We start from the raw sequence: 22,578 nt of genomic DNA, 5'->3' as shown, positions 1-22,578 counted from the left end.
TTAAGCGCGGACCCGCAGGGTCAGGCCCTTGAGGAAATTACGCAGCAACTGGTCGCCGCACGGGCGGTAATTGGTGTGACCGAACTTGCGAAACAGCGCGCTCAGTTCAGGCTTGGACACCGGGAACTCGGCTGCCTTGAGGATTGCATGCATGTCGTCTTCTTTCAGCTCGAAGGCCACGCGCAGCTTTTTCAGGATGATGTTGTTGGTCACCGGGGTTTCAATCGGCTGCGGCTGACGGCTTTCGTCCTTGCCGCGCTTGAAGATCACCAAGCCATCGAGGAAGTGGGCCATGACCTCATCCGGGCAGAACACGAAGCCTTCTTCCTCATCTTTCTTGAGGTAGGTCAGCAGGTCTTCCTTGGTCACGTCCATGCCGCCGAGCTTGATGATCTCGACCATCTTGTTGTCGCTGATGTCGAGCATGTAGCGCACGCTGCGCAGTACGTCGTTGTGAATCATGGTGGGCAATCCTGGTTTTCAACGGTGGACACCGCCCAATCAGGCGGTGTCGGGAAAGGGCGAACGACTTAGAACTTCTCTTTACCGGACAAGTAGCGCCATTGGCCAACTGGCACCTTACCGATGGACACGCCGCCGATGCGGATACGGCGGATGGCGATGACTTTCAGGCCAACCGCTTCGCAGAACAGCGCAATCACACCGGGTTGCGGGTTTTTCATCGCAAAGCGCAGGCGGTTTTCGTTCTGCCAGCTGGCTTTGACGGCCGGTAGCTCTTTGCCTTTGTAGGTCAGGCCATGGTTCAGGCGGTTGAGGCCGTGGGCAACCATGTCGCCTTCGACTTCTACCACGTACTCTTGCTCGATCTTGGCGGCATCGGCGGTCAACTTGCGCAAAATCTTCCAGTCCTGGGTAAACACCAACAGGCCGCTGGCCTTGGCTTGCAGGTCGGCACTGGCGGTCAGGCGCAAAAAATGCCCCTTGAGCGGGCGCTTACTGAAGCGGTGTTCTTCGGACAGTGTTTCAGCGCTGATCGAGGCCATGGCGGTTTCAGCATCCATGCCTGCCGGTGCATGCAGCAGGATAGTGACCGGCTCCGGAGCGGTGGCTTTAGCCTCCGGATCCAGCTCGACTTTCTCGGTCGTGACCTTGAACTGCGGCTCGTCGATCACTTCGCCGTCCACCGAGACCCAGCCGCCTTCGATAAACAACTCAGCCTCCCGACGGGAGCAACCGACCAGTTCGATAAGGCGTTTGGAGAGGCGTATGGGGTCAGTCATGACAAGGGCCGTAACAAAAGGGGGCGGCTATTGTACCTGCCTGGCGCCGGTTAATCCCGAGCCCATTTCATTTAGCCCTGGTGCGCCTGTTGTTGCGCCTGGCGCAAACGCATATGCAGCAGCGGGTAAGGCTGGCCAAGGCCGTCATGCTCAGTGCGTCCGATCACCTCAAAGCCTTGCTTTAAGTAAAACCCCAGGGCCTGGGGGTTTTGTTCGTTGACGTCCAGTTCCTCGGCGTTCATATGTTCGATCGCATAGGTCAGTAGTTGGCGGCCCAGACCCTGGCCTCGGTGTTGCGGGTCGATAAACAGCATCTCCACTTTGCCCGCCGCCACGCCCGCGAACCCGGTGATGTGTTGGCATGAGTCCTTGGTGCAGACCAGCATCACCGCATCCAGGTAGCGGGTCAGCACCAGGTTTTTCAGCAAGTCTATATAGCTGTCCGGCAGGAAGTCGTGGGTGGCGCGTACCGAAGCTTCCCAGATCTGCGTCAGGCGCGCGTAGTCGCTGTTTTTAGGTGTGTGGATAACCGAATGCTGATGCATGCCCGCTGCCCCTTGCCGTAATTGGCGTTGATGGGCAAAACGATAGCCCGAAAAAAGCCCCGCATCTTGTCAGAAACGGGGCTTTTTCAAAATATTGCGCAAACCCGATCAGTCGCGCTTTTCAGCCCACAAGTCATACTCGTCGGCGTCGGTCACGGTGCACCAGACCTTGTCGCCCGGCTTCAAGCCGCTGGCGTCGTCGATAAACACGTTGCCGTCGATTTCCGGCGCATCGAAGAAGCAGCGGCCAACTGCGCCTTGCTCGTCGACTTCGTCGATCAGCACTTCGATTTCCTTGCCGATACGCAGTTGCAGACGCGCCGAGCTAATTGCCTGCTGGTGCGCCATGAAACGCTCCCAACGGTCTTGCTTAACGTCGTCCGGCACCACGGCCAGGTCCAGCAGGTTGGCGGGAGCGCCTTCCACCGGCGAGTACTGGAAGCAGCCAACGCGGTCCAGCTGCGCTTCGGTCAGCCAGTCGAGCAGGTACTGGAAATCTTCTTCGGTCTCGCCGGGGAAGCCGACGATGAAGGTGGAACGGATGATCAGTTCCGGGCAGATCTCGCGCCAGTTCTTGATCCGCGCCAGGGTCTTGTCTTCGAAGGCCGGGCGTTTCATGGCCTTGAGCACTTTCGGGCTGGCGTGCTGGAACGGGATGTCCAGGTACGGCAGGATCTTGCCGGCGGCCATCAGCGGGATCAGCTCATCAACGTGCGGGTACGGGTAAACGTAGTGTAGGCGCACCCACACACCCAGGCTGCTCAAGGCTTCGCAGAGTTCGGTCATACGGGTTTTCACCGGCGCGCCGTTCCAGAAGCCGGTGCGGTATTTCACATCGACGCCGTAGGCGCTGGTGTCCTGGGAGATCACCAGCAGTTCCTTGACGCCGGACTTGACCAGGCGTTGGGCCTCGTCGAGCACGTCACCGACCGGGCGGCTCACCAGTTTGCCGCGCATCGACGGGATGATGCAGAAGCTGCAACTGTGGTTGCAGCCTTCGGAAATCTTCAGGTACGCGTAATGGCGCGGGGTCAGCTTGATGCCTTGGGGCGGCACCAGGTCGATCAACGGGTTGTGGTCCTGGCGTGGAGGCACCACGTCGTGCACGGCGTTGACCACCTGCTCGTACTGCTGCGGGCCGGTCACGGCGAGCACGCTCGGGTGCACGTTGCGGATATTGCCTTCTTCCACACCCATGCAGCCGGTCACGATGACCTTGCCGTTTTCCTTGATGGCTTCGCCAATCACTTCCAGCGACTCGGCTTTAGCCGAGTCGATGAAGCCGCAGGTGTTGACCACCACCACGTCGGCGTCCTGGTAAGTGGACACAACGTCATAGCCTTCCATGCGCAGTTGCGTGAGGATGCGCTCGGAGTCAACCAGAGCCTTCGGGCAACCCAGGGAAACAAAGCCAACCTTGGGGTTGGCTTTTGCGATGGTGGTGGACATGTCTAACCTCGGTATTGAATGACGCTGCCGGTCGTGCACGACAAGGCAGCGGAAGGGCGCTTGGTGCGCCTCTGATCAAAAAGTGCGCAATTCTAGCGACGGGCAACGCACTTGACCAGCTTTATGCAGGGAAATGCGACGAGTGCTGCGCTATGCTTCGCGCCGTTGCGCATGGGCAAAGCCCTTGGGTCAATAAAACGTCTGTTACGAGAAGTAAAACAGCGCATGCTAGGGTCAGCTTAGACGTGCTGTTTATAAAAGACCTCGGGTCAAAGGGCAGGAGTGGTTGATGGGTCAGGCAAGTAGTCAGGCAGCAGGTGCCGAGCATTCAAACGCCAAGCCGATTGGCATGTTGGTGGCAGCGGTCGGGGTGGTTTATGGCGATATCGGGACCAGCCCGCTCTACACCCTTAAAGAGGTGTTCAACGGCGGTTATGGCGTCCAGGTCAACCATGACGGCGTCTTGGGGATTCTGGCACTGATCTTTTGGTCGCTGATCTGGGTGGTGTCGATCAAATACATGCTGTTTGTGCTGCGCGCCGACAACCAGGGCGAAGGCGGCATCATGGCGCTCACCGCACTGGCGCGGCGAGCGGCCGGGGAGCGTGCAAAACTGCGCAGTTTCCTGGTGGTGTGCGGCCTGTGTGGCGCGGCACTGTTCTATGGCGACAGCATGATCACCCCGGCGATTTCCGTGTTGTCGGCCATCGAAGGCCTGGAGCTGGCGTTCGACGGCCTGGAAAAATGGGTGGTGCCCATCGCATTGATTGTGCTGGTGGCGCTGTTCCTGATTCAGAAGCACGGCACCGATCGCATCGGCAAGCTGTTCGGCCCGGTGATGGTCACCTGGTTCCTGGTGCTGGGAGGGCTGGGTGTGTACGGCATCCTGCAGCAGCCCGAAGTGCTGAATGCACTGAACCCGGCATGGGGCGTGCGCTTCTTTATGGTGCACCCCGGTATCGGCGTGGCGATTCTCGGCGCGGTGGTGCTGGCCTTGACCGGTGCCGAAGCGCTGTATGCCGACATGGGCCACTTCGGCCGCAAACCCATTGCCCGTGCCTGGTTCATCCTGGTGCTGCCGGCGCTGGTACTCAACTATTTCGGCCAGGGCGCCATGCTGCTGGGCGATCCGGAAGCCGCACGCAACCCGTTCTACCTGCTGGCGCCGAGCTGGGCGCTGATCCCGCTGGTGGGCTTGTCCACACTGGCTACGGTGATTGCATCCCAGGCGGTGATCTCTGGTGCGTTCTCATTGACCCGCCAGGCGATCCAGCTTGGTTACATCCCGCGTATGCATATCCAGCACACCTCCAGCGCCGAGCAGGGCCAGATCTACATCGGCGCCGTGAACTGGTCGCTGATGGTGGGGGTGATCCTGCTGGTGTTGGGCTTCGAGTCCTCCGGCGCCCTGGCTTCGGCCTACGGCGTAGCGGTGACGGGCACCATGCTGATGACCACGATCCTGGTGTCGGCGGTCATGCTGCTGCTGTGGAAATGGCCACCGGTGCTGGCTGTGCCGGTATTGCTTTGCTGCCTGTTGGTGGACGGCCTGTTCTTCGCGGCCAATGTGCCCAAGGTGATCCAGGGTGGCGCCTTTCCGGTGTTGGCGGGGATCGTCTTGTTTGTGTTGATGACCACCTGGAAGCGCGGCAAGCAATTGCTGGTCGAGCGCCTCGACGAAGGCGGTTTGCCGTTGCCGATTTTTATCAACAGCATCCGCGTGCAGCCGCCCCATCGCGTGCAGGGGACTGCGGTATTCCTCACCGCACGCCCGGATGCGGTGCCCCATGCGCTGTTGCACAACCTGCTGCATAACCAGGTGTTGCACGAGCAGGTGGTGTTGCTGACGGTGGTCTACGAAGACATTCCAAGGGTGCCCGCCGCACGGCGCTTCGAGGTGGATTCCTACGGCGAAGGCTTCTTCCGCGTGATCCTGCACTTCGGTTTTACCGACGAGCCGGATGTGCCCGAAGCACTGAAGCTGTGCCATCTGGATGAGCTGGATTTCAGCCCGATGCGCACCACCTATTTCCTCAGCCGCGAAACGGTGATCGCCTCGCGTATCAAGGGCATGGCCCGCTGGCGCGAAGCCCTGTTCGCCTTCATGTTGAAGAACGCCAACGGCAACCTGCGCTTCTTCAAGTTGCCGGTAAACCGCGTGATCGAGCTGGGCACCCAGGTCGAAATGTAAGGCGCTGCACTACGGGAGCCGGCAATCGGCTCCCGCTTTCCTTTCTGAACCCTGTGCTATCGATAGTTGTCGACTAGGCTGGTAGGAGCGAGCTTGCTCGCGAAAAACGTCAACGATAACGCGTTAATGCTGGATAAACGCAGCGCCTAAGAGGCCTTCGCGAGCAAGCTCGCTCCTACAGAAATGTCTAGAAACCCAGAAGAGGTGCGCCATGAGTCAGCTGCTCGAACCCTATACCCTGCGCCAATTGACCCTGCTCAACCGCATCGCGGTCTCGCCGATGTGCCAATACTCAAGCGACGATGGCCTGGCCAACGACTGGCACCTGGTGCATCTCGGCAGCCGCGCCGTGGGGGGCGCCGGGCTGATTTTCACCGAAGCCACTGCCGTGACCGCCGACGGGCGCATAACCGCCCAGGACCTGGGCCTGTGGAACGACGCCCAGATCGAGCCACTGCGGCGCATCACGCGCTTTATCGCGGCCCAGGGGGCGGTAGCGGGTATTCAGCTGGCCCATGCCGGACGCAAGGCCAGTACCCATCGGCCCTGGATCGGCAAGCATGGGAGTGTCAAGCCGGGGGAGGGCGGCTGGGTGCCGGTGGGCCCATCACCGATTGCCTTCGACCCGAATCACACCCAGCCCAAGCCACTGGACGAAGGGCAGATCCAGCAAGTAATCGCCGATTTTGTCGCTGCCGCCAAGCGCGCCTTGACCGCAGGCTTTGAAGTCGTGGAGATCCATGCTGCCCATGGATACCTGCTGCACCAATTTCTCTCGCCGATCAGCAACCAGCGGCAGGACCACTACGGTGGGTCGTTCGAAAACCGCATTCGCCTGGTGCTTGAGGTAACCCAAGCCGTGCGCGCCGCATGGCCTCAGGAGTTGCCGCTGTTTGTGCGGGTGTCGGCCACCGATTGGGTAGAAGACGGCTGGAACCCGGATGAAACCGTGGAGCTGGCGCGCCGCCTGAAAGACCTGGGCGTCGACCTGATCGACGTGTCCTCCGGAGGCACCGCCGCCAATGCCGAGATCCCCACCGGCCCCGGCTACCAGACGCGCTTCGCCGAGCGGGTGCGCAAGGAGTCGGGCATCGCCACCGGCACGGTAGGCATGATCACCGAACCGGCCCAGGCCGAGCACATCCTGCGCACTTGCCAGGCTGACATTATCTTCCTGGCCCGTGAATTGTTGCGCGACCCGTACTGGCCGCTACATGCCGACGATGACCTGGGTGGGCGCAAGGCCATCTGGCCGGCGCAATACCAGCGGGCGACCCATCGCGACCAGCCGATCCATGAGTCGGACCTGCGCGACTGATCTTGCACACGGCCCTGCCAGACCCACCCTGACACGGTGGGTTTTTTCTTGCCCGCGTTTGAAGGAAGGCTGATCCTTGGTGGTCGTGAAGCAGGAGACCCCTATGCTGGTGGAACGCGCATTAACCGAAAACGATATCCCCTTGCTGGCAACCATCGACCGTACGGAACTGATCCAGGCGTGCTATCGCATGGATCGCGGCGAACTGGTGTTATATGCCGCGCACCATGATATGCGCGGCTGGCCCGAAGGCGAGGCCGAGCAGGATGCAGTGGCTCTGCGGGCCTGCCTCCAGCGTGGCGGATGGTTGTGGGGCGTATTTGACGGCCAGGCGCTGGTCGCCGCAGCGGTGGTGGATAATCGGACTTTCCATCATCAAGGCCTGCTGATGCGGCAGTTGAAGTTCCTGCATGTCAGTCACGCGGCCCGTGGCTCGGGCCTGGGCAGTCGATTGTTGGTGCTGGCCTGCGAGCACGGCCGGCAAGTGGGAGCTCAAGCGCTGTATATCTCGGCCACGTCGTCGCGTAACACCGTGGACTTTTACCTGCGCCATGGTTGCCGACTGTTGCAGCTACCTCATGCTGAGCTGTATGCACAGGAACCGTTAGACATTCACCTGTATCGACCACTGTGTGAGTAACGGCTGTAGGGTTTTATTACCCAGGCTATTTTTTTAAGTTAATACTCTAAAAAAATCCCACGTGCGACGAGATAGTTTCTAAGATTAGGGTAAGTCTGGTTCCTGGCCCAGGGAGGCAGGTTGCTTGTCCACGAAAGCGTTGCGCTTCGGGGAGTTGGTAAGTGGGCACCAGGAGTATTTGACTGATATCAGGAGTAACAGTCCATGGCCAAGTCCTATGGCGTAGCGGGTGCGGTGGCGTCTTTCCTCAGCCGCCGGATGTCCTTGCGGGATCGCAGGTTGAGTTCGGATGAAATGGAGCTGCTAGCCCAGTATCGGGCGCTGACCGAAAGCGATCAGGTGGCGATGCGGTACTTGATTGGTGCGATGAAAAGCGTATCGCGCTTCTGAGCTATATACGATCACTCCCACGTTCTCGCGTGGGAATGATCGCGAAGCTCACCTCAGGTGTACTTGCGCTGCTCCGGCGCAGGCGGGAAGTACTGGTAGAGCCAGGTTTCGCTCAAGGTTCGGTCCTGTGTGCGAATAAACAGGCGCAGCTCCACCGGCTCCACGCTGTCGCTGGTGGGGTACCAGTCGAACAGGATGCGATAGCCCTTGATATTTTCCAGCACCAGCACGCTGAAATCCTTTACCTCACCATGGGAGCAGGTCACCACCGGTTCGATGCCGGTGCCCGCCGGCAGGCGATCCAGGCCGCCGCCCTTGAAGTCGACGGCGAAACGCCGTGCCCACACCTGCGGGTAATGTTCGCCGGGCGCCCAGCCCTCGGTAAATCCACCCATGCCCGAACGAGTCGCGTCGACCTGTGCCAGCGGCGTGCTCACCGGCGGCAATGCGCTCCAGTACAGCTTGTAGCCATAATTGAGCGAATCACCGGCGGCCACGGGATTTTTCGGGGTCCAGAAGGCCACGATGTTGTCCAGGGTTTCTCCGGTGGTGGGGATTTCCAGCAGGTCGATCGAGCCTTCGCCCCACGCAGTGGTAGGTTCTACCCATAGGCTGGGGCGCTTGCTGTACCAGTCGACGGTGTCCTGGTAGCTGGCGAATTCATGATCGGTCTGCACCAGGCCGAAGCCTTTGGGGTCGGTGTCGGCGAACGCATTGAATTGCAGCTTGGCCGGGTTGTTCAGCGGGCGGCAGATCCACTCGCCATTGCCGCGCCACATGGCCAGGCGGTCCGAATCGTGGATTTGCGGGTGGATGGTGTCGCACATGCGCCGCTCGTGGGTACCGCAGCTGAACATGCTGGTCATCGGCGCGATGCCCAGTTGTTCGATGGCGGTGCGGGCATTGATATGCGCATCGATCGCCATCACCACCTGATTGGCCTGGCAGTCGATATCGAAACGGTAGGCGCCAGTGGCGCTTGGCGAGTCGAGCAGGGCATAGACCACAAAACGCGTGGCGTTCTTGTCCGGGGTTTCGAACCAGAACTGCGTGAAATCGGGGAATTCTTCGCGTTTTTTCGCGTAGGTATCAATCGCCAGGCCACGAGCCGAGAGGCCGTATTGGCCGGTGGAGTCCACTGCGCGGAAGTAGCTGGCGCCGAGAAACGACAGCACGTCATGGCGGTCCAGTTCCGGCGCCTTGAACAGCTTGAAACCGGAAAAGCCCAGGTCGCCGGTCAGTTGCTTGGTGTCCACCGTGGTTTTTTCATAGTTGAACAGCGAAGGGCGGAAATGCACTTCGCGGGCCTCGCGGGTCTTTGGATCGACACTGTGCATGCGCACCGGCGTCTTGAAGCCCATGCCGACGTGGAAGAACTGCACGTCGAGTTGGCCGTTCAGCTCTTTCCACAATGAATGGTTGCCGTCATAGCCAATGGCATTGAAATTCTGCGGGGTCATGCTTGCCAGGGTCGGTGGCAGTACCTGTTTAGTGTCCTGATAGCCACGGGTGGCCAATTGCTTGGCTTGCGCCTTGAGCGATTCGAAATCGAACGCCACGGCCTTGCCATCGGCGGCCCGGTTCCCGGCCCAAGCCTGCGCGGCCAGCAGGCCACTGGCCGACAAACCGGTGTAAGCCGCAATGGCCATGGATGCTTTGAGCAAATTCCTGCGGTGCATAGAGACAACCTGTCGTGAGCAAATCCCGCGCCGTTCCTGGCACGTAATGGATCAGAAATAACGGTTCGGACATGCCTTCGGCCAAACGCAACGGACATTAAACAGACGCCGGATAGCTTAAGCGGTTCGATGCTTAAGGAAAAATGATTGATGGCGTGATGATGGCGTTGCATGTGCAACAAGACATTTCCAGCATGGCAGTCAAACGTTACATCTGGAAGCACTCTAGATCGTGGCTCTTTGGCACTTAGTTTTACGCTGAGGGCCTACTGTTCCTACCAACTCAAGTGTCTGGAGGCTATAAATGAATACCCGTGGATTGCTCGATCAGTTGCTCAAGTCTGGCCAGGACATGTTGCAAAACAAGGCTGGTGGCCAGGGGAAGTCCAATGACAAAGGCGCCCTGGGTGGCTTGCTCGGCGGTGGCGGGCTCGGCAGCCTGCTCGGCGGTGCCGGCGGCGGCGCCCTGGCAGCCGGGGCCATGGGCCTGTTGCTGGGTAACAAAAAGGCGCGCAAATTCGGCGGCAAGGCCCTGACCTACGGCGGCCTGGCGGCACTGGGTGTGATTGCCTACAAGGCCTACGGCAACTGGCAGGCCCAGCAGGCCAGCGCCCCCCAGGGCGAGCCACAAACCATCGACCGTCTGCCTCCGGCCCAGGTCGAGCAACACAGCCAGGGCATCCTCAAGGCCCTGGTGGCGGCGGCCAAGGCTGACGGGCATGTGGATGAACGCGAACGTGCGTTGATCGAAGGGGAATTCACCAAGCTGGATAATGACCAGGAACTGCAGCACTGGCTGCATGCCGAACTCAACAAGCCCCTGGACCCTGCGGACGTCGCCCGCGCCGCCAGCACCCCGGAAATGGCTGCTGAGATGTACATCGCCAGCGTGATGCTGGTGGACGAGGAGAACTTCATGGAGAAGTCCTATCTGGACGAATTGGCTCGCCAACTGAAGCTTGAGCCGGGGTTGAAGCTGGAGTTGGAAAAGCAAGTACGGCTCAACACATAAGTTAAGGCAGCCGGCACAACTTTGCAGGCCAACGGTAAGCGCGATGTGAGGCGGGCCGCTCTTGATCTTGCCTTTGATCATGATCTCAGGCGTCCCGCCTCTGTATCCCGGCCGACCCCAAGGCCGCCATCGAGGGCAAGCCCCCTCCCACATTTGAACTGAGGACCGTCAGTTAGATCTGCGTGGGCTTTCGGGCCTACGAGGGAGCAAGGTCCATCGCCGCAGGTGATATCCATCCTACATTTTCATTCTGTGCACGCGCCCTCAAAAGCGTTGATAAACGCAGGCATCCGCTCAGCTATACTCCCCTCCATTTGAATGGCTCTGCGAGGAATTACTGTGAAGAACTGGACCCTGCGCCAAAGGATTTTGGCGAGCTTTGCGGTAATCATCGCGATCATGCTACTGATGGTGGTGCTCTCGTATTCGCGACTGCTGAAGATCGAAGCCAGCGAAAATTCAGTCCGTGACGATGCCGTGCCAGGGGTGTTTTTCAGCTCGATGATTCGCAGTGCCTGGGTCGACAGCTACCTGCAGACCCAGGAATTGGTCGGGATCCACGAGAACCAGAGGATTTCCGAGGAAGACAAGCAGGACTACAAGTCGTTCGAGGCGCGGCTTGAGCAGCACATGGCCAGCTACGCGGGGACGATCAATATCACCCAGGATCGCACCCAATTCGATGCCTTCGAAAAATTGCATCAGAGTTACAACGGGATTCTTGCCCAGGTCCTGGCGGCCCATCAAAACAACAACCCGGCTGAGGCGCTGAGACTGTTCAACGAGCAACTGACGCCTGCCTGGACCGCAGGCCGCATGAAGCTCAACGACATCATCAATGAGAACAAACAGGTTGCTGACAATGCCACGGCCGCCATCGATGATGCCGTTGCGGCCGCAAAGGTCAGCATGGGCGTCTCGCTGCTGCTGGCGATTCTCGCCGCCGCGTTGTGCGGCCTGTTGTTGATGCGCGCGATCATGGCGCCGATGCAGCGCATCGTCGAGATCCTCGAAGTCATGCGCACCGGTGACCTGAGCAAGCGCCTGAACCTGGAGCGCAAGGACGAATTCAACGTTGTCGAAACCGGCTTCAACGACATGATGACCGAACTGACCGCCCTGGTATCCCAGGCGCAACGTTCGTCGGTGCAAGTCACCACTTCGGTTACCGAGATTGCTGCGACCTCCAAGCAGCAACAGGCCACCGCCACAGAAACCGCAGCCACCACCACCGAAATCGGCGCCACGTCCCGCGAGATCGCTGCTACCTCCAAGGACCTGGTCCGCACCATGACCGAAGTGTCCACTGCCGCCGACCAGGCCTCGGTTGCCGCCGGTTCAGGCCAGCAGGGTCTGGCGCGCATGGAAGAAACCATGCACTCGGTGATGGGCGCCGCCGATCTGGTCAACGCCAAGCTGGCGATCCTCAACGAGAAGGCCGGCAATATCAATCAGGTGGTGGTGACCATCGTCAAGGTGGCTGACCAGACCAACCTGTTGTCGCTCAACGCCGCCATCGAGGCTGAGAAAGCCGGTGAGTACGGTCGCGGTTTTGCCGTGGTAGCCACCGAAGTGCGCCGCCTGGCCGACCAGACCGCCGTGGCCACCTACGACATCGAGCAAATGGTGCGTGAGATCCAGTCGGCAGTGTCGGCGGGGGTGATGGGCATGGACAAGTTCTCCGAGGAAGTACGCCGGGGCATGTTCGAAGTGCAGCAAGTCGGCGAGCAGTTGTCGCAGATCATCCATCAGGTCCAGGCCCTGGCGCCGCGGGTGTTGATGGTCAACGAGGGCATGCAGGCCCAGGCCACCGGCGCCGAACAGATCAACCACGCGCTGGTGCAGTTGGGCGATGCCAGCAGCCAGACCGTCGAATCCCTGCGCCAGGCAAGCTTCGCCATTGATGAACTGAGCCAGGTTGCGGTCGGTCTGCGCAGCGGCGTGTCGCGTTTCAAAGTCTGATGAGCGATCTCGCGGCTAAGCGCGGCGCCGTTCCGGCAGCGAAAAAAGCGTTGTTCCTGGTGTTCCACATCGGCAACGACCGCTTTGCCCTGAAAGCCACCGAAGTGGCGGAGGTGCTGCCGCGGCTGCCACTCAAACCCATCGCCCATGCGCCCGTGTGGGTGGCGGGTATCTTCGCCCATCGCGGGGCGCTGGTGCCGGTGATTGACTTGAGCGCCCTGACCTTCGGCACCTCGGCCCAGGCTCGCACCAGCACACGGCTGGTGTTGGTCAATTACCAGCCGCAGCCCTGGAGCCAGGCGCGCTGGTTGGGGCTGATCCTGGAACAGGCCACCGACACCCTGCGTTGCGACCCCGCCGAGTTCCAGCCCTATGGCTTGGACAACCAGCAGGCGCCGTACCTGGGGCCGGTGCGCGAGGATGCCCATGGCTTGATGCAGTGGATTGGCGTCGCCGAGCTGCTGACCGCTGAAGTGCGTGCCTTGTTGTTTTCTGCCGAGTTGAGTTTATGAGCAGCGACCCGCGTTTTTCGGCGTTCTTGAAAGAGCGCATCGGCTTGGACGTTGCCTCGGTGGGCGAGGCGATCATCGAGCGTGCCGTGCGCCAGCGTTGCCAGTCATCCCAGGCACAGTCGGTGGAGGCTTACTGGCAGCACCTGCAAAATTCCCACGACGAGCAGCAGGCGCTGATCGAAGCGGTGATCGTGCCCGAGACCTGGTTTTTTCGCTATCCCGAATCCTTTGCAACCCTGGCTCGCCTGGCCCAGGTGCGCCTGGCCGAAATCAAGCAAATGCGCGCCCTGCGCATTCTCAGCCTGCCGTGTTCTACCGGCGAAAAGCCCTATTCGATTGCCATGGCCTTGCTCGACGCGGGCTTGGCGCCCCATCAGTTCAAGGTGCAGGGGATGGACGTCAGCCCCCTTTCGGTAGAGCGTGCGCGGCGCGGTGTGTACGGCAAGAACTCGTTTCGCGGCGCCGATCTTGAGTTTCGCGACCGCCACTTCACCGAAGAGGCGGGCGGTTACCGCATCGCCGACCGGGTGCGCGAGCAAGTTCGCCTGCAAGTTGGCAACTTGCTCGACCCGACACTGCTGGCCAACGAGCCCACCTATGACTTTGTGTTTTGCCGCAACCTGCTGATCTATTTCGACCAGCCGACCCAAAAGCAAGTCTTTGACGTGCTCAAGGAACTCACCCACGTGGACGGCGTGCTGTTTATCGGCCCGGCCGAGGGTAGCCTGCTGGGGCGCCACGGCATGCGTTCGATTGGGGTGCCGCAATCTTTTGCCTTCAGCCGGCATGTAGAACAGACACCGCCGGCACCGGTATTTGTACCCATGCCCGCGCCAACGCCGCAACGCAGCGCGGCGCCGATACCGCCCAAGCCGCGGCCGTTCAGCAAGCCCTGCCCGCCAGTGCCGCAGGCCAAAGTGCCACACACCGATGCCGGCGAGCTGCTCAGCCAGATCGCGACCCTGGCCAATGAAGGCAAAAGTGCCGAGGCTCGTGCCGCCTGCGAGCGCTATTTGAGCAGCCATCCACCGGCCGCCCAGGTGTTCTACTGGCTGGGGCTGCTCAGCGATGTGGCCGGCAGCGCCCTGGAGGCCCAGGGGTATTACCGCAAAGCCTTGTACCTGGAACCGCAGCATCCGCAGGCCTTGATGCATCTGGCCGCGCTGCTCGAGTCCCAGGGCGACAGTGCGGGGGCGCGTCGTCTTCAGGCGCGCGCCGCCCGTAGCGAGCTGACAGTGAGTCCAAACCATGAGTAGCCCTGACGCGCTCGACACCGCAGGCCTGGACCTGACGCTGACCGATACCCAAGCCATCGACGACTGCTGGAATCGCATCGGCATTCATGGCGACAAGTCTTGCCCATTGCTGGCTGAGCACATTCACTGCCGCAATTGCTCGGTGTACTCGGCCGCCGCCACGCGCCTGCTGGACCGCTATGCGCTGCAGCAGGACGATCATCGCCCCCAGGCTGCCGTCGAAGCGGATAACGAGGCAGTCACCCGATCACTGTTGATGTTCCGCCTCGGCGAGGAATGGCTCGGTATTGCTACCCGCTGCCTGGTGGAAGTGGCGCCATTGCAGCCGATCCACTCCCTACCGCACCAGCGTTCCCGGGCGCTGCTGGGCGTGGCCAATGTGCGCGGCGCGTTGGTGGCGTGCCTGTCACTGGTAGAACTGCTGGGCCTGGACAGTACCAGTGCCGGTGCCAGCGGCGCGCGTATCATGCCGCGCATGTTGATCATTGCGGCTCAGGACGGCCCGGTGGTCGTGCCGGTGGACGAAGTGGACGGCATCCATGCCATCGATGAACGCACCCTGAAGGCGGCGTCGGCCTCCGGTACCCAGGCCAGCGCACGCTACACCCAGGGCGTGTTGCAGTGGAAAGGCCGCAGCCTGCGCTGGCTGGACGAAGCGCAATTGTTGTCCGCCGTGACTCGGAGCCTCGCATGACCCCCGACCAGATGCGCGATGCCTCGCTGTTGGAACTGTTCAGCCTGGAGGCCGATGCGCAGACCCAGGTATTGAGCGCGGGCCTTTTGGCCCTGGAGCGCAATCCAACCCAGGCCGACCAGCTCGAAGCCTGCATGCGCGCCGCGCACTCGCTCAAGGGCGCGGCGCGGATTGTCGGCGTGGATGCCGGGGTCAGCGTCGCCCACGTCATGGAAGATTGCCTGGTCAGTGCCCAGGAAGGCCGCCTGTATCTGCAGCCCGAACACATCGACGCGTTGCTGCAAGGCACCGACCTGCTGATGCGTATCGCCTCACCGGGCAATGATGTGGGGGCGACGGATATCGAGGTGTATGTGGCGCTGATGGAGCACTTGCTTGATCCGACACAGCCCACCGCCATGCGTGCGCCAAAGCCCGAGCCTGCACCTATCGTTGAAGAAGTGCCGCAGCAACCGGAGCCCGCACCACCGGTCAGCAGTGAAGCGCCGCGCCAGAACAAACGCATGACTGAAGGCGGCGAGCGCGTACTGCGGGTGACGGCCGAGCGCTTGAACAGCTTGTTGGACCTGTCCAGCAAGTCCCTGGTGGAAACCCAGCGGCTCAAGCCGTACCTGGCGAGCATGCAACGCCTCAAGCGCATTCAAAGCAACGGCTTGCGCGCCCTGGATACCTTGGACGGCCAGCTCAAGGCCCTGGACTTGAGCCTGGAAGCCCAGGAGGCCCTGGCCGACACCCGTCGCTTGTTGAGCGAAGCCCAGGCGCTGCTGGCGGAAAAACACGCCGAGCTGGACGAGTTCGGCTGGCAGGCCGGGCAGCGTGCCCAGGTGCTCTACGACACCGCGTTGGCCTGCCGCATGCGCCCGTTTGCTGACGTGCTGGCCGGGCAGGTGCGCATGGTGCGTGACCTGGGCCGCAGCCTGGGCAAGCAAGTACGCCTGGAGATCGAGGGCGAGAAGACCCAGGTCGACCGTGACGTACTGGAAAAACTTGAAGCGCCGCTCACCCATTTATTACGCAATGCCGTCGACCACGGTATCGAAACCCCCGAGCAACGCGTGCTGGCAGGCAAACCCGCCGAAGGCCTGATCCGCCTGCGCGCGTCCCACCAGGCCGGGCTGCTGGTGCTGGAGTTGAGCGATGACGGCAACGGTGTCGACCTCGAGCGCCTGCGGGGCGCCATCGTCGACCGGCACCTGTCGCCGGTGGAAACCGCACTGCGCTTGAGCGAAGAGGAACTGCTGACGTTCCTGTTCCTGCCCGGTTTCAGCCTGCGCGACAAGGTTACCGAAGTGTCCGGGCGTGGCGTCGGCCTGGACGCGGTGCAGCATATGGTCCGGCAACTACGCGGCGCGGTGGTGCTGGAGCAGACGGCGGGGCAGGGCAGCCGCTTCCACCTGGAAGTACCGTTGACCTTGTCGGTGGTGCGCAGCCTGGTAGTGGAAGTGGGCGAAGAAGCCTATGCCTTTCCGCTGGCCCATATCGAACGTATGTGCGACCTGGCGCCCGACGACATCGTGCAATTGGAGGGTCGCCAGCACTTTTGGCATGAGGGCCGGCACGTTGGCCTGGTAGCCGCCAGCCAGTTGTTGCAACGCCCGCCGGGGCAAACCCCATCAGATACCTTGAAAGTGGTGGTGATCCGCGAGCGTGACGCGGTGTACGGGATTGCTGTGGAGCGCTTTATCGGTGAGCGCACCCTGGTGGTGTTGCCCCTGGATGATCGCCTGGGCAAGGTTCAGGACATCTCTGCCGGGGCCCTGCTCGATGACGGCTCGGTGGTGTTGATCGTCGATGTCGAAGACATGCTGCGTTCGGTGGACAAGCTGCTCAACACCGGCCGCCTGGAGCGTATTGCCCGGCGCAGCCAGCAGGCCAGCGAAGCACCGCGCAAGCGCGTGCTGGTGGTAGACGATTCGCTGACCGTACGGGAGCTGCAGCGCAAATTATTACTCAATCGTGGTTATGAAGTGGCTGTTGCGGTCGATGGCATGGATGGCTGGAACGCATTGCGTTCCGAGGACTTCGACCTGCTTATCACTGACATTGATATGCCTCGCATGGACGGTATTGAATTGGTCACACTCTTGCGTCGTGACAGTCGCCTGCAATCGTTGCCGGTGATGGTGGTTTCCTACAAGGATCGTGAAGAAGACCGGCGCCGTGGGCTCGACGCCGGTGCCGACTATTATCTAGCCAAAGCCAGTTTCCATGACGACGCCTTGCTCGACGCCGTGGTTGAACTGATCGGAGGCGCCCGGACATGAGGATTGCGATCGTCAACGACATGCCTCTGGCCGTGGAGGCATTGCGTCGTGCCTTGAGTTTCGAGCCCGCCCATGAGGTGGTGTGGGTGGCCAGCAATGGCCTGGAAGCCGTGCAGCGTTGCGCCGAACTGACCCCGGACCTGATCCTGATGGACCTGATCATGCCGGTCATGGATGGGGTGGAAGCTACCCGCCAGATCATGGCCGACACGCCATGCCCAATCGTGATCGTCACGGTCGACCGCCAGGCCAACGTCAGCCGCGTATTCGAGGCCATGGGCCATGGCGCCCTGGACGTGGTGGATACGCCGGCGCTGGGTGTGGGCAACCCCAAGGATGCGGCCGCGCCGTTGTTGCGCAAGATCCTCAATATCGGCTGGCTGGTCGGCCAGCGCGGCAGTCGCGTGCGTGTCGAAACCCCGACGCAGCGCATCACTGGCAAGCGTCAACGGTTGGTGGCCATTGGTTCTTCGGCCGGTGGGCCGGCGGCCCTGGAGATCCTGCTCAAGGGCTTGCCGCGCAATTTCCCCGCCGCCATCGTGCTGGTGCAGCACGTGGACCAGGTGTTCGCCGCGGGCATGGCCGAATGGTTGAGCAGCGCCTCCGGCCTGCCGGTACGCCTGGCCTGTGAAGGCGAGCCGCCGCAAACCGGGGTGGTATTGCTGGCCGGTACCAACCACTATATTCGCTTGTTGAAAAATGGCACGCTAGCCTATACGGCAGAGCCGGTGAACGAGATCTACCGGCCTTCCATCGACGTATTTTTCGAAAGCGTCGCCAGCCATTGGAACGGCGATGCCGTCGGTGTCTTGCTGACCGGCATGGGGCGCGATGGCGCCCAGGGCCTCAAGTTAATGCGGGAACAAGGATATTTGACCATCGCCCAGGACCAGCAGAGTTCGGCGGTGTATGGCATGCCCAAAGCGGCAGCGGCGATCGACGCTGCTGTTGAAATTCGCCCACTGGATAGAATTGCGCCCCGATTGCTGGAGGTCTTTGCCAAATGAACAAAAATCTCCCGCCGTGCTGGCTTGCAGGTAGTAATTCAGGTGATTGCACATGAATGATTTACAGCTCGACGACTTCAAGACCGACGAAAACGCCGCCATGGTGTTGTTGGTCGACGACCAGGCCATGATCGGCGAAGCCGTGCGGCGTGGCCTGGCCAATGAAGAAAACATCGACTTCCACTTTTGCGCCGACCCGCACCAGGCGATTGCCCAGGCGATCCGCATCAAACCGACGGTGATCCTGCAAGACCTGGTAATGCCGGGCCTCGACGGCCTGACCCTGGTGCGCGAATACCGCAATCACCCGGCCACCGCGAATATCCCGATCATCGTGCTGTCCACCAAGGAAGACCCGCTGATCAAGAGCGCGGCCTTTGCCGCCGGAGCCAACGACTACCTGGTCAAGCTGCCGGACAACATCGAGCTGGTGGCACGCATCCGCTACCACTCGCGCTCCTACATGACCCTGTTGCAGCGCGATGCGGCCTACCGCGCACTGCGGGTCAGCCAGCAACAGCTGCTGGACACCAACCTGGTGCTGCAACGCCTGATGCACTCCGACGGCCTGACCGGGTTGTCCAACCGCCGCCACTTCGATGAGTACCTTGAACTGGAATGGCGCCGCGCCATGCGCGATCAGACCCAACTGTCGTTGTTGATGATCGACGTGGACTTCTTCAAGACCTACAACGACAGCTTCGGTCACGTTGAAGGCGACGAAGCCCTGCGCAAAGTCGCCGAAGCCATTCGCGATGCCAGCAGCCGCCCTTCGGACTTGCCGGCGCGCTACGGCGGTGAAGAATTCGCCCTGGTGCTGCCCAACACCTCGCCGGGCGGTGCGCGGCTGGTGGCTGAAAAACTGCGCATGGCCGTGGCCGCGTTGAAAATCCCGCACAATGCTCCGGTGGAAGGTTCGAGCCTGACCATCAGTATCGGCTTGTCGACCTTGACGCCGGTGCAGGGCACGGACTGCCGGCAACTGATCATGGCGGCGGACAAGGGGCTGTATACGGCCAAGCATAATGGGCGCAATCAGGTTGGTATCGAATGATTTGAGGGCCGTACCCCAGTTCAAGTGTGGGAAGGTTGCCCCTCCCACATTCAAACTTCAGAGTTTTCCGGCTTTAGCAAAATCGTAGGGGCGTTGAGTAAAAACGCCGCTCAATATCAGTTCAATGGCCGTATTTGTTATGGCTCAACTTTAAAGCCAGGCTTGTTATTGGTGGTTCGCCAGTTTTCAACTCTTTCAGTTATAGCTTCAATTGTACTTTCTGTATCCGATGCGGCGTAATAAATAAGGTCTGTTCCTTTCGGGTGTTCAGTAATTAACTCGAAGTGTTGTAAGAGCTTATCTAGTCGCTCATCGGTTGGGGCGGTATTTTCCTTGAGTATTTCTTTCATGAGTAGTAAAAATTCATCTTTTGTATACTCGGAAAAGCTTTGTTTGAGTTTCATTGTTCGGCTCCTTTTTTATGAAGTTCTATATGGCGTTTAGGGGTTAGTATGCGTAAATTTTCAGCATTATGATTCTGACCGCCCATCGGCAGCCGTCTTCGAACTCATTCGAGCCGGCAGGTCGATTGGGCTCTTGACTGCCGAGGTTATCGTCGACTCGTTGAGTGAAAAAATAAGAAGTTTGCCATCGTTGTAGAACCGATGGCAGGTGACAGGGCGGCGTTATTCTACTCTGAATCCAGGCTTGCCATTTTTCGCGCGCCACTCTTTGACCTCTTTTACAATGCCTTCTGGGGTGTCCTCTCTGTCATCTTTTGGGTAGTAGATTAGATCGGCTCCGTCCGGGTGCTCCGTCAGGCGTTCGAACTCGAAAACCATTTCAATGTCTTCTTCTTCGGTGCGAACGCTGCTGTCACAAAGAGAGATTACAAAGTTCAGAAATTCGGTCTCTGTGTATTCAGTGATTAATGTTTTCATCTTTTTAAATGCCTTTTCTATGAATTTCTTTATGGCGTTTTGGGGTGACTATATAGATGTTGTCAATGTCAAAAATCTCGCCGCCTTGAGAAATTAAAATTTTGTGGTGAATTTCGAATTTAACAGATTTCCCCACCCATTCTGATTTGCTTGGAAAGGGAGCTTTCCCATCCAGCATTATCGACAAATTTTGACGTTTGAACTGACTTGCCAGTTCCGAGTCGTTGGCAACCGTTTTCCAGAAGGCTTCGCGAAATGCTCTGAAGTTTTTAAACTCCTGACCTTTAAGCTTGTCGGCAATTTGCGAAGGGATAGGGGAGCCTTCCCCTTGTGAGGCCGCTCCTAGCCAGGAACCGGTTATAGATTGCCCGTTGCCTGTCACAACTCCTGGGTCTTCCCGTCGATCCCTGAAAAACACATAGATGGGAGGTAAGCCAGAGTTGACCGGGAAGACAGTGATGAAGTCGTCAAATCCTGCCTCATCAGCGGCTGGAAAACTGTCAATCCTTCCTTCAACGGGAGTTACGGTAGCTCCCGTATAGACAGGCGGTTCAGGTTGATCAACGGGCAGTGTTGTTGAGCTATCCCCAGGGGCAACGATAGGTGTCCAGATCAACGTTCTTGGTGGACTGTCACCTGTAGTAACGGTGTACACCTTCTGCGCTGGATCATAGGTCGCAGCAACCACCTTGACCTTGGAAGGCACGCTTGTACCGTCGGCGTTGACCACGAATACTTCTGAGCGGCCATCCGCAGCGGTCTTCGAGCTCATGCGAACCGGAAGGTCAATTGTGCCGTTGACTACCGAGGTTATCGTTGACTCGTTAAGGTCTGGTACGAAGGTTGAGACCGGTGTGCCGAGCGCATAACGCTCTGGAAGTTCTCCATTTGCGAGTTTGGGGGAATAGACCAAAGCTGAAACACCGACCAGTAAGCCACTGGCGGTACTGGCGGCCAATTCCGTCAATGCGGCCACGGCTGCACGAATAGCGGTTTGAAGCGTGACGGCAGTCCCTTCTGCTGTAGCGATAGTCCCGACTGAGGTTATGACTATCGCTTGAGTCGCAGAGGGAGTACCCGACAGGCGATAGGTATTGGCTACTCGGACCGCTTCCATACGAGCCTGCGCCGCAGCGACCTGTCGCGCACGTTCCGCGAGATTGCTGATTGCATTGGAGGCGTTGACCAGATACCTGGCAGACTCTGACTTGAGCACAAAATCATGATGGCTGAGCCACCTCACCCCAAGCGCGGTATTCTGCTGCAGATAAATGAGCTGTTTGAGCCCCTCAAGCTCGGGTTTGCTCAGGGGCGGTGTGACCAGTGGATTGGTTGCAGGATAGTAAATGATGAGCCCATTGCGGTTATGGGCGAGTGGTGGGTCAACAGGCCTGATAGCAGCCACCGTGTCTTCGATCATTTTGTCCAGCGTGGTTTTGTAATGCATGAGGGTTTGGTCGGGTGGCAAGCCAACTACGGAACCTGAAAGGGAAGCCAATTCGACCTGCAGAAACTCCGGGAGTAGCTGCACGTGAATGTCTAATTCATGTGCAATGATCTTCAGGTATTCGTTGTTTAAGTTTGACCAGGCTGGATCAGTCTCGACGATGGAGGCTTCCAACATTTGCCTGGTTTTCGCCAGCCCTGAAAGCTTTTCGGTTAAAATTTCCAGGGCGAGTGAAAGAGCCTTGAGTTCTTGTGCGGCCCGCCAGACGCTATCGTAAAGTGCATATGTATCGCTCAGGTTTGTTACTGGATCGGCAGACGCCAGTGTTTCGCGAAGCTTTGTGTAGGTTAAATTTTCCATCAGGTAAAAAGGGCTCTGATCATAAAGACCATAGATGAGTGGTGCGTTACTCATATATTTTGTTTTTTTGGCGCTGATGATTTCCAACGCGATTTTTTGATCGATAACGGCTGACTCTATATCAGTGAGGTGTTGGGAGGCTTTCGCCGCCTGCTGCTGCTCTTTGAGTTCGCGTTCAGTCTCGGTATTGAGTATTGCGAATCGTGCTTTGTACTCTGCATCAATCAAGGATTGGTTGTACTTTTGCTCTCCAATGAAATCTGCTGTGGTGCTGGGGAAGTCGAACTGCTTGAAGCGGCTACGGTCTCCTTCGCCTCGGCGTGGCCCTTCCTGAAGGCCCCATCCATCTCCGCTACCGATATAACCGCCGCCTTCGCCGCCCCAATAAGTGTTTCGTCTCCCAGCTGTAATTATCGTTGGCTTGAGTACTAACGGTTGTCCTGGCTGCCACCCTTGTTGTGCCATGTGTCTCTCCGCTTTCTTGTGAGAGTGATCTGGTTTTGAGATGTGTGCGTGCTGAAGGAACATAGCTTCAGTCGCTTTGATTAAACTTATTTGAGCAGGAAGGAAGAAAAAACTGATGGCGTTTTGATGCGGTCAGAGGTTTGTAGGACGCTTTGTAAGTTTGGTGTGAAACAGATGTATTTATATTCTGATATATTTGTAGGTTGCGTCT

At 59.4% G+C, this 22,578-nt stretch carries 20 protein-coding genes; 12 read left to right on the top strand and 8 right to left on the bottom strand.

Translation table 11 applies throughout. From position 1 onward, the window contains the following. The 4 genes from ASD70_RS22185 to rimO all read right to left on the bottom strand — a co-directional run bounded on the left by ASD70_RS22185 (position 1) and on the right by rimO (position 3,235). Positions 1–462 carry a DUF1456 family protein gene (locus tag ASD70_RS22185; protein ID WP_056847463.1) on the bottom strand — a complete coding sequence of 154 codons (462 nt, stop codon included), beginning with the start codon at positions 460–462 and terminating at the stop codon, positions 1–3. 68 nt (positions 463–530) lie between these two features. Continuing rightward, the gene (locus ASD70_RS22180; RefSeq protein ID WP_056847462.1) at positions 531–1,241 is read right to left on the bottom strand and encodes an rRNA pseudouridine synthase; all 711 of its coding nucleotides are present in this window, start codon (positions 1,239–1,241) and stop codon (positions 531–533) included. 71 nt (positions 1,242–1,312) lie between these two features. Then, entirely contained in the window at positions 1,313–1,786 is a 474-nt protein-coding gene (locus ASD70_RS22175) for a GNAT family N-acetyltransferase (protein WP_046071237.1), read from the bottom strand. 108 nt (positions 1,787–1,894) lie between these two features. Then, positions 1,895–3,235, bottom strand: coding sequence for a 30S ribosomal protein S12 methylthiotransferase RimO (gene rimO, locus ASD70_RS22170; protein ID WP_005785474.1), 1,341 nt, complete (start codon positions 3,233–3,235; stop codon positions 1,895–1,897). Between the two features lie 289 nt (positions 3,236–3,524). Between rimO and ASD70_RS22165 the strand changes: the two genes are divergently transcribed. The 4 genes from ASD70_RS22165 to ASD70_RS22150 all read left to right on the top strand — a co-directional run bounded on the left by ASD70_RS22165 (position 3,525) and on the right by ASD70_RS22150 (position 7,774). After that, positions 3,525–5,426 (top strand): potassium transporter Kup, encoded by a 1,902-nt coding sequence (locus ASD70_RS22165; protein ID WP_046071238.1) that lies wholly within the window; start codon positions 3,525–3,527, stop codon positions 5,424–5,426. 211 nt (positions 5,427–5,637) lie between these two features. Then, on the top strand, positions 5,638–6,744 hold the full coding sequence (locus ASD70_RS22160; RefSeq protein ID WP_056847461.1) for an NADH:flavin oxidoreductase/NADH oxidase: 1,107 nt from the start codon (positions 5,638–5,640) through the stop codon (positions 6,742–6,744). Positions 6,745–6,847: 103 nt separating this feature from the next. Beyond that, positions 6,848–7,384 carry a GNAT family N-acetyltransferase gene (locus ASD70_RS22155; RefSeq protein ID WP_056847460.1) on the top strand — a complete coding sequence of 179 codons (537 nt, stop codon included), beginning with the start codon at positions 6,848–6,850 and terminating at the stop codon, positions 7,382–7,384. Between the two features lie 204 nt (positions 7,385–7,588). Beyond that, positions 7,589–7,774, top strand: a complete 186-nt coding sequence (locus ASD70_RS22150) for a hypothetical protein (RefSeq protein WP_043051506.1) — start codon at positions 7,589–7,591, stop codon at positions 7,772–7,774. Between the two features lie 53 nt (positions 7,775–7,827). Here ASD70_RS22150 and ASD70_RS22145 read toward each other — a convergent pair whose 3' ends face one another. Beyond that, the gene (locus ASD70_RS22145; RefSeq protein ID WP_046071241.1) at positions 7,828–9,453 is read right to left on the bottom strand and encodes a glucan biosynthesis protein D; all 1,626 of its coding nucleotides are present in this window, start codon (positions 9,451–9,453) and stop codon (positions 7,828–7,830) included. 304 nt (positions 9,454–9,757) lie between these two features. Here ASD70_RS22145 and ASD70_RS22140 point away from each other — a divergent pair, with 304 nt between their 5' ends. From ASD70_RS22140 to ASD70_RS22105, 8 genes are all read left to right on the top strand, one after another. Next, positions 9,758–10,465 (top strand): tellurite resistance TerB family protein, encoded by a 708-nt coding sequence (locus ASD70_RS22140; RefSeq protein WP_046071242.1) that lies wholly within the window; start codon positions 9,758–9,760, stop codon positions 10,463–10,465. Positions 10,466–10,804: 339 nt separating this feature from the next. Continuing rightward, positions 10,805–12,427, top strand: coding sequence for a methyl-accepting chemotaxis protein (locus tag ASD70_RS22135; protein WP_046071243.1), 1,623 nt, complete (start codon positions 10,805–10,807; stop codon positions 12,425–12,427). Beyond that, positions 12,427–12,939, top strand: a complete 513-nt coding sequence (locus tag ASD70_RS22130; protein WP_056847459.1) for a chemotaxis protein CheW — start codon at positions 12,427–12,429, stop codon at positions 12,937–12,939. Before ASD70_RS22135 ends, ASD70_RS22130 begins: the two co-directional genes overlap by 1 nt. After that, positions 12,936–14,195 (top strand): CheR family methyltransferase, encoded by a 1,260-nt coding sequence (locus tag ASD70_RS22125; protein WP_056847458.1) that lies wholly within the window; start codon positions 12,936–12,938, stop codon positions 14,193–14,195. Before ASD70_RS22130 ends, ASD70_RS22125 begins: the two co-directional genes overlap by 4 nt. After that, complete coding sequence (locus tag ASD70_RS22120) at positions 14,188–14,889, top strand: chemotaxis protein CheW (RefSeq protein ID WP_046071246.1); 702 nt, start codon at positions 14,188–14,190, stop codon at positions 14,887–14,889. The genes ASD70_RS22125 and ASD70_RS22120 overlap by 8 nt, the downstream gene beginning before the upstream one ends. Then, the gene (locus ASD70_RS22115; protein ID WP_056847457.1) at positions 14,886–17,153 is read left to right on the top strand and encodes a hybrid sensor histidine kinase/response regulator; all 2,268 of its coding nucleotides are present in this window, start codon (positions 14,886–14,888) and stop codon (positions 17,151–17,153) included. The genes ASD70_RS22120 and ASD70_RS22115 overlap by 4 nt, the downstream gene beginning before the upstream one ends. Then, positions 17,150–18,160, top strand: a complete 1,011-nt coding sequence (locus ASD70_RS22110; protein WP_056847456.1) for a chemotaxis response regulator protein-glutamate methylesterase — start codon at positions 17,150–17,152, stop codon at positions 18,158–18,160. The genes ASD70_RS22115 and ASD70_RS22110 overlap by 4 nt, the downstream gene beginning before the upstream one ends. A gap of 52 nt (positions 18,161–18,212) precedes the next feature. Further along, positions 18,213–19,214, top strand: a complete 1,002-nt coding sequence (locus tag ASD70_RS22105) for a response regulator (protein ID WP_046071249.1) — start codon at positions 18,213–18,215, stop codon at positions 19,212–19,214. A gap of 137 nt (positions 19,215–19,351) precedes the next feature. Here ASD70_RS22105 and ASD70_RS22100 read toward each other — a convergent pair whose 3' ends face one another. From ASD70_RS22100 to ASD70_RS22090, 3 genes are all read right to left on the bottom strand, one after another. Next, the gene (locus ASD70_RS22100; protein WP_056847455.1) at positions 19,352–19,618 is read right to left on the bottom strand and encodes a bacteriocin immunity protein; all 267 of its coding nucleotides are present in this window, start codon (positions 19,616–19,618) and stop codon (positions 19,352–19,354) included. 222 nt (positions 19,619–19,840) lie between these two features. Next, a complete protein-coding gene (locus tag ASD70_RS22095; protein WP_056847454.1) occupies positions 19,841–20,095 on the bottom strand; it encodes a bacteriocin immunity protein in 255 nt (84 codons plus the stop codon). A 4-nt stretch (positions 20,096–20,099) separates the two neighbouring features. Beyond that, complete coding sequence (locus tag ASD70_RS22090) at positions 20,100–22,367, bottom strand: S-type pyocin domain-containing protein (protein WP_056847469.1); 2,268 nt, start codon at positions 22,365–22,367, stop codon at positions 20,100–20,102. Positions 22,368–22,578 lie beyond the last annotated feature (211 nt).

This window comes from Pseudomonas sp. Root569 (assembly GCF_001427465.1).
Lineage (GTDB): Bacteria > Pseudomonadota > Gammaproteobacteria > Pseudomonadales > Pseudomonadaceae > Aquipseudomonas > Aquipseudomonas synxantha.
Note: the sequence above shows the minus strand (reverse complement) of the source record. Positions and strands in the feature narration are given on the sequence as shown.

Excerpts from the sequence above, each read along its gene's own strand:
- ASD70_RS22185 (WP_056847463.1), bottom strand. The coding sequence starts at position 462 with ATGATTCACAACGACGTACTGCGCAGCGTGCGCTACATGCTCGACATC.
- ASD70_RS22180 (WP_056847462.1), bottom strand. The coding sequence starts at position 1,241 with ATGACTGACCCCATACGCCTCTCCAAACGCCTTATCGAACTGGTCGGT.
- ASD70_RS22175 (WP_046071237.1), bottom strand. The coding sequence starts at position 1,786 with ATGCATCAGCATTCGGTTATCCACACACCTAAAAACAGCGACTACGCG.
- rimO (WP_005785474.1), bottom strand. The coding sequence starts at position 3,235 with ATGTCCACCACCATCGCAAAAGCCAACCCCAAGGTTGGCTTTGTTTCC.
- ASD70_RS22165 (WP_046071238.1), top strand. The coding sequence starts at position 3,525 with ATGGGTCAGGCAAGTAGTCAGGCAGCAGGTGCCGAGCATTCAAACGCC.
- ASD70_RS22160 (WP_056847461.1), top strand. The coding sequence starts at position 5,638 with ATGAGTCAGCTGCTCGAACCCTATACCCTGCGCCAATTGACCCTGCTC.
- ASD70_RS22155 (WP_056847460.1), top strand. The coding sequence starts at position 6,848 with ATGCTGGTGGAACGCGCATTAACCGAAAACGATATCCCCTTGCTGGCA.
- ASD70_RS22150 (WP_043051506.1), top strand. The coding sequence starts at position 7,589 with ATGGCCAAGTCCTATGGCGTAGCGGGTGCGGTGGCGTCTTTCCTCAGC.
- ASD70_RS22145 (WP_046071241.1), bottom strand. The coding sequence starts at position 9,453 with ATGCACCGCAGGAATTTGCTCAAAGCATCCATGGCCATTGCGGCTTAC.
- ASD70_RS22140 (WP_046071242.1), top strand. The coding sequence starts at position 9,758 with ATGAATACCCGTGGATTGCTCGATCAGTTGCTCAAGTCTGGCCAGGAC.
- ASD70_RS22130 (WP_056847459.1), top strand. The coding sequence starts at position 12,427 with ATGAGCGATCTCGCGGCTAAGCGCGGCGCCGTTCCGGCAGCGAAAAAA.
- ASD70_RS22125 (WP_056847458.1), top strand. The coding sequence starts at position 12,936 with ATGAGCAGCGACCCGCGTTTTTCGGCGTTCTTGAAAGAGCGCATCGGC.
- ASD70_RS22120 (WP_046071246.1), top strand. The coding sequence starts at position 14,188 with ATGAGTAGCCCTGACGCGCTCGACACCGCAGGCCTGGACCTGACGCTG.
- ASD70_RS22115 (WP_056847457.1), top strand. The coding sequence starts at position 14,886 with ATGACCCCCGACCAGATGCGCGATGCCTCGCTGTTGGAACTGTTCAGC.
- ASD70_RS22110 (WP_056847456.1), top strand. The coding sequence starts at position 17,150 with ATGAGGATTGCGATCGTCAACGACATGCCTCTGGCCGTGGAGGCATTG.
- ASD70_RS22105 (WP_046071249.1), top strand. The coding sequence starts at position 18,213 with ATGAATGATTTACAGCTCGACGACTTCAAGACCGACGAAAACGCCGCC.
- ASD70_RS22100 (WP_056847455.1), bottom strand. The coding sequence starts at position 19,618 with ATGAAACTCAAACAAAGCTTTTCCGAGTATACAAAAGATGAATTTTTA.
- ASD70_RS22095 (WP_056847454.1), bottom strand. The coding sequence starts at position 20,095 with ATGAAAACATTAATCACTGAATACACAGAGACCGAATTTCTGAACTTT.
- ASD70_RS22090 (WP_056847469.1), bottom strand. The coding sequence starts at position 22,367 with ATGGCACAACAAGGGTGGCAGCCAGGACAACCGTTAGTACTCAAGCCA.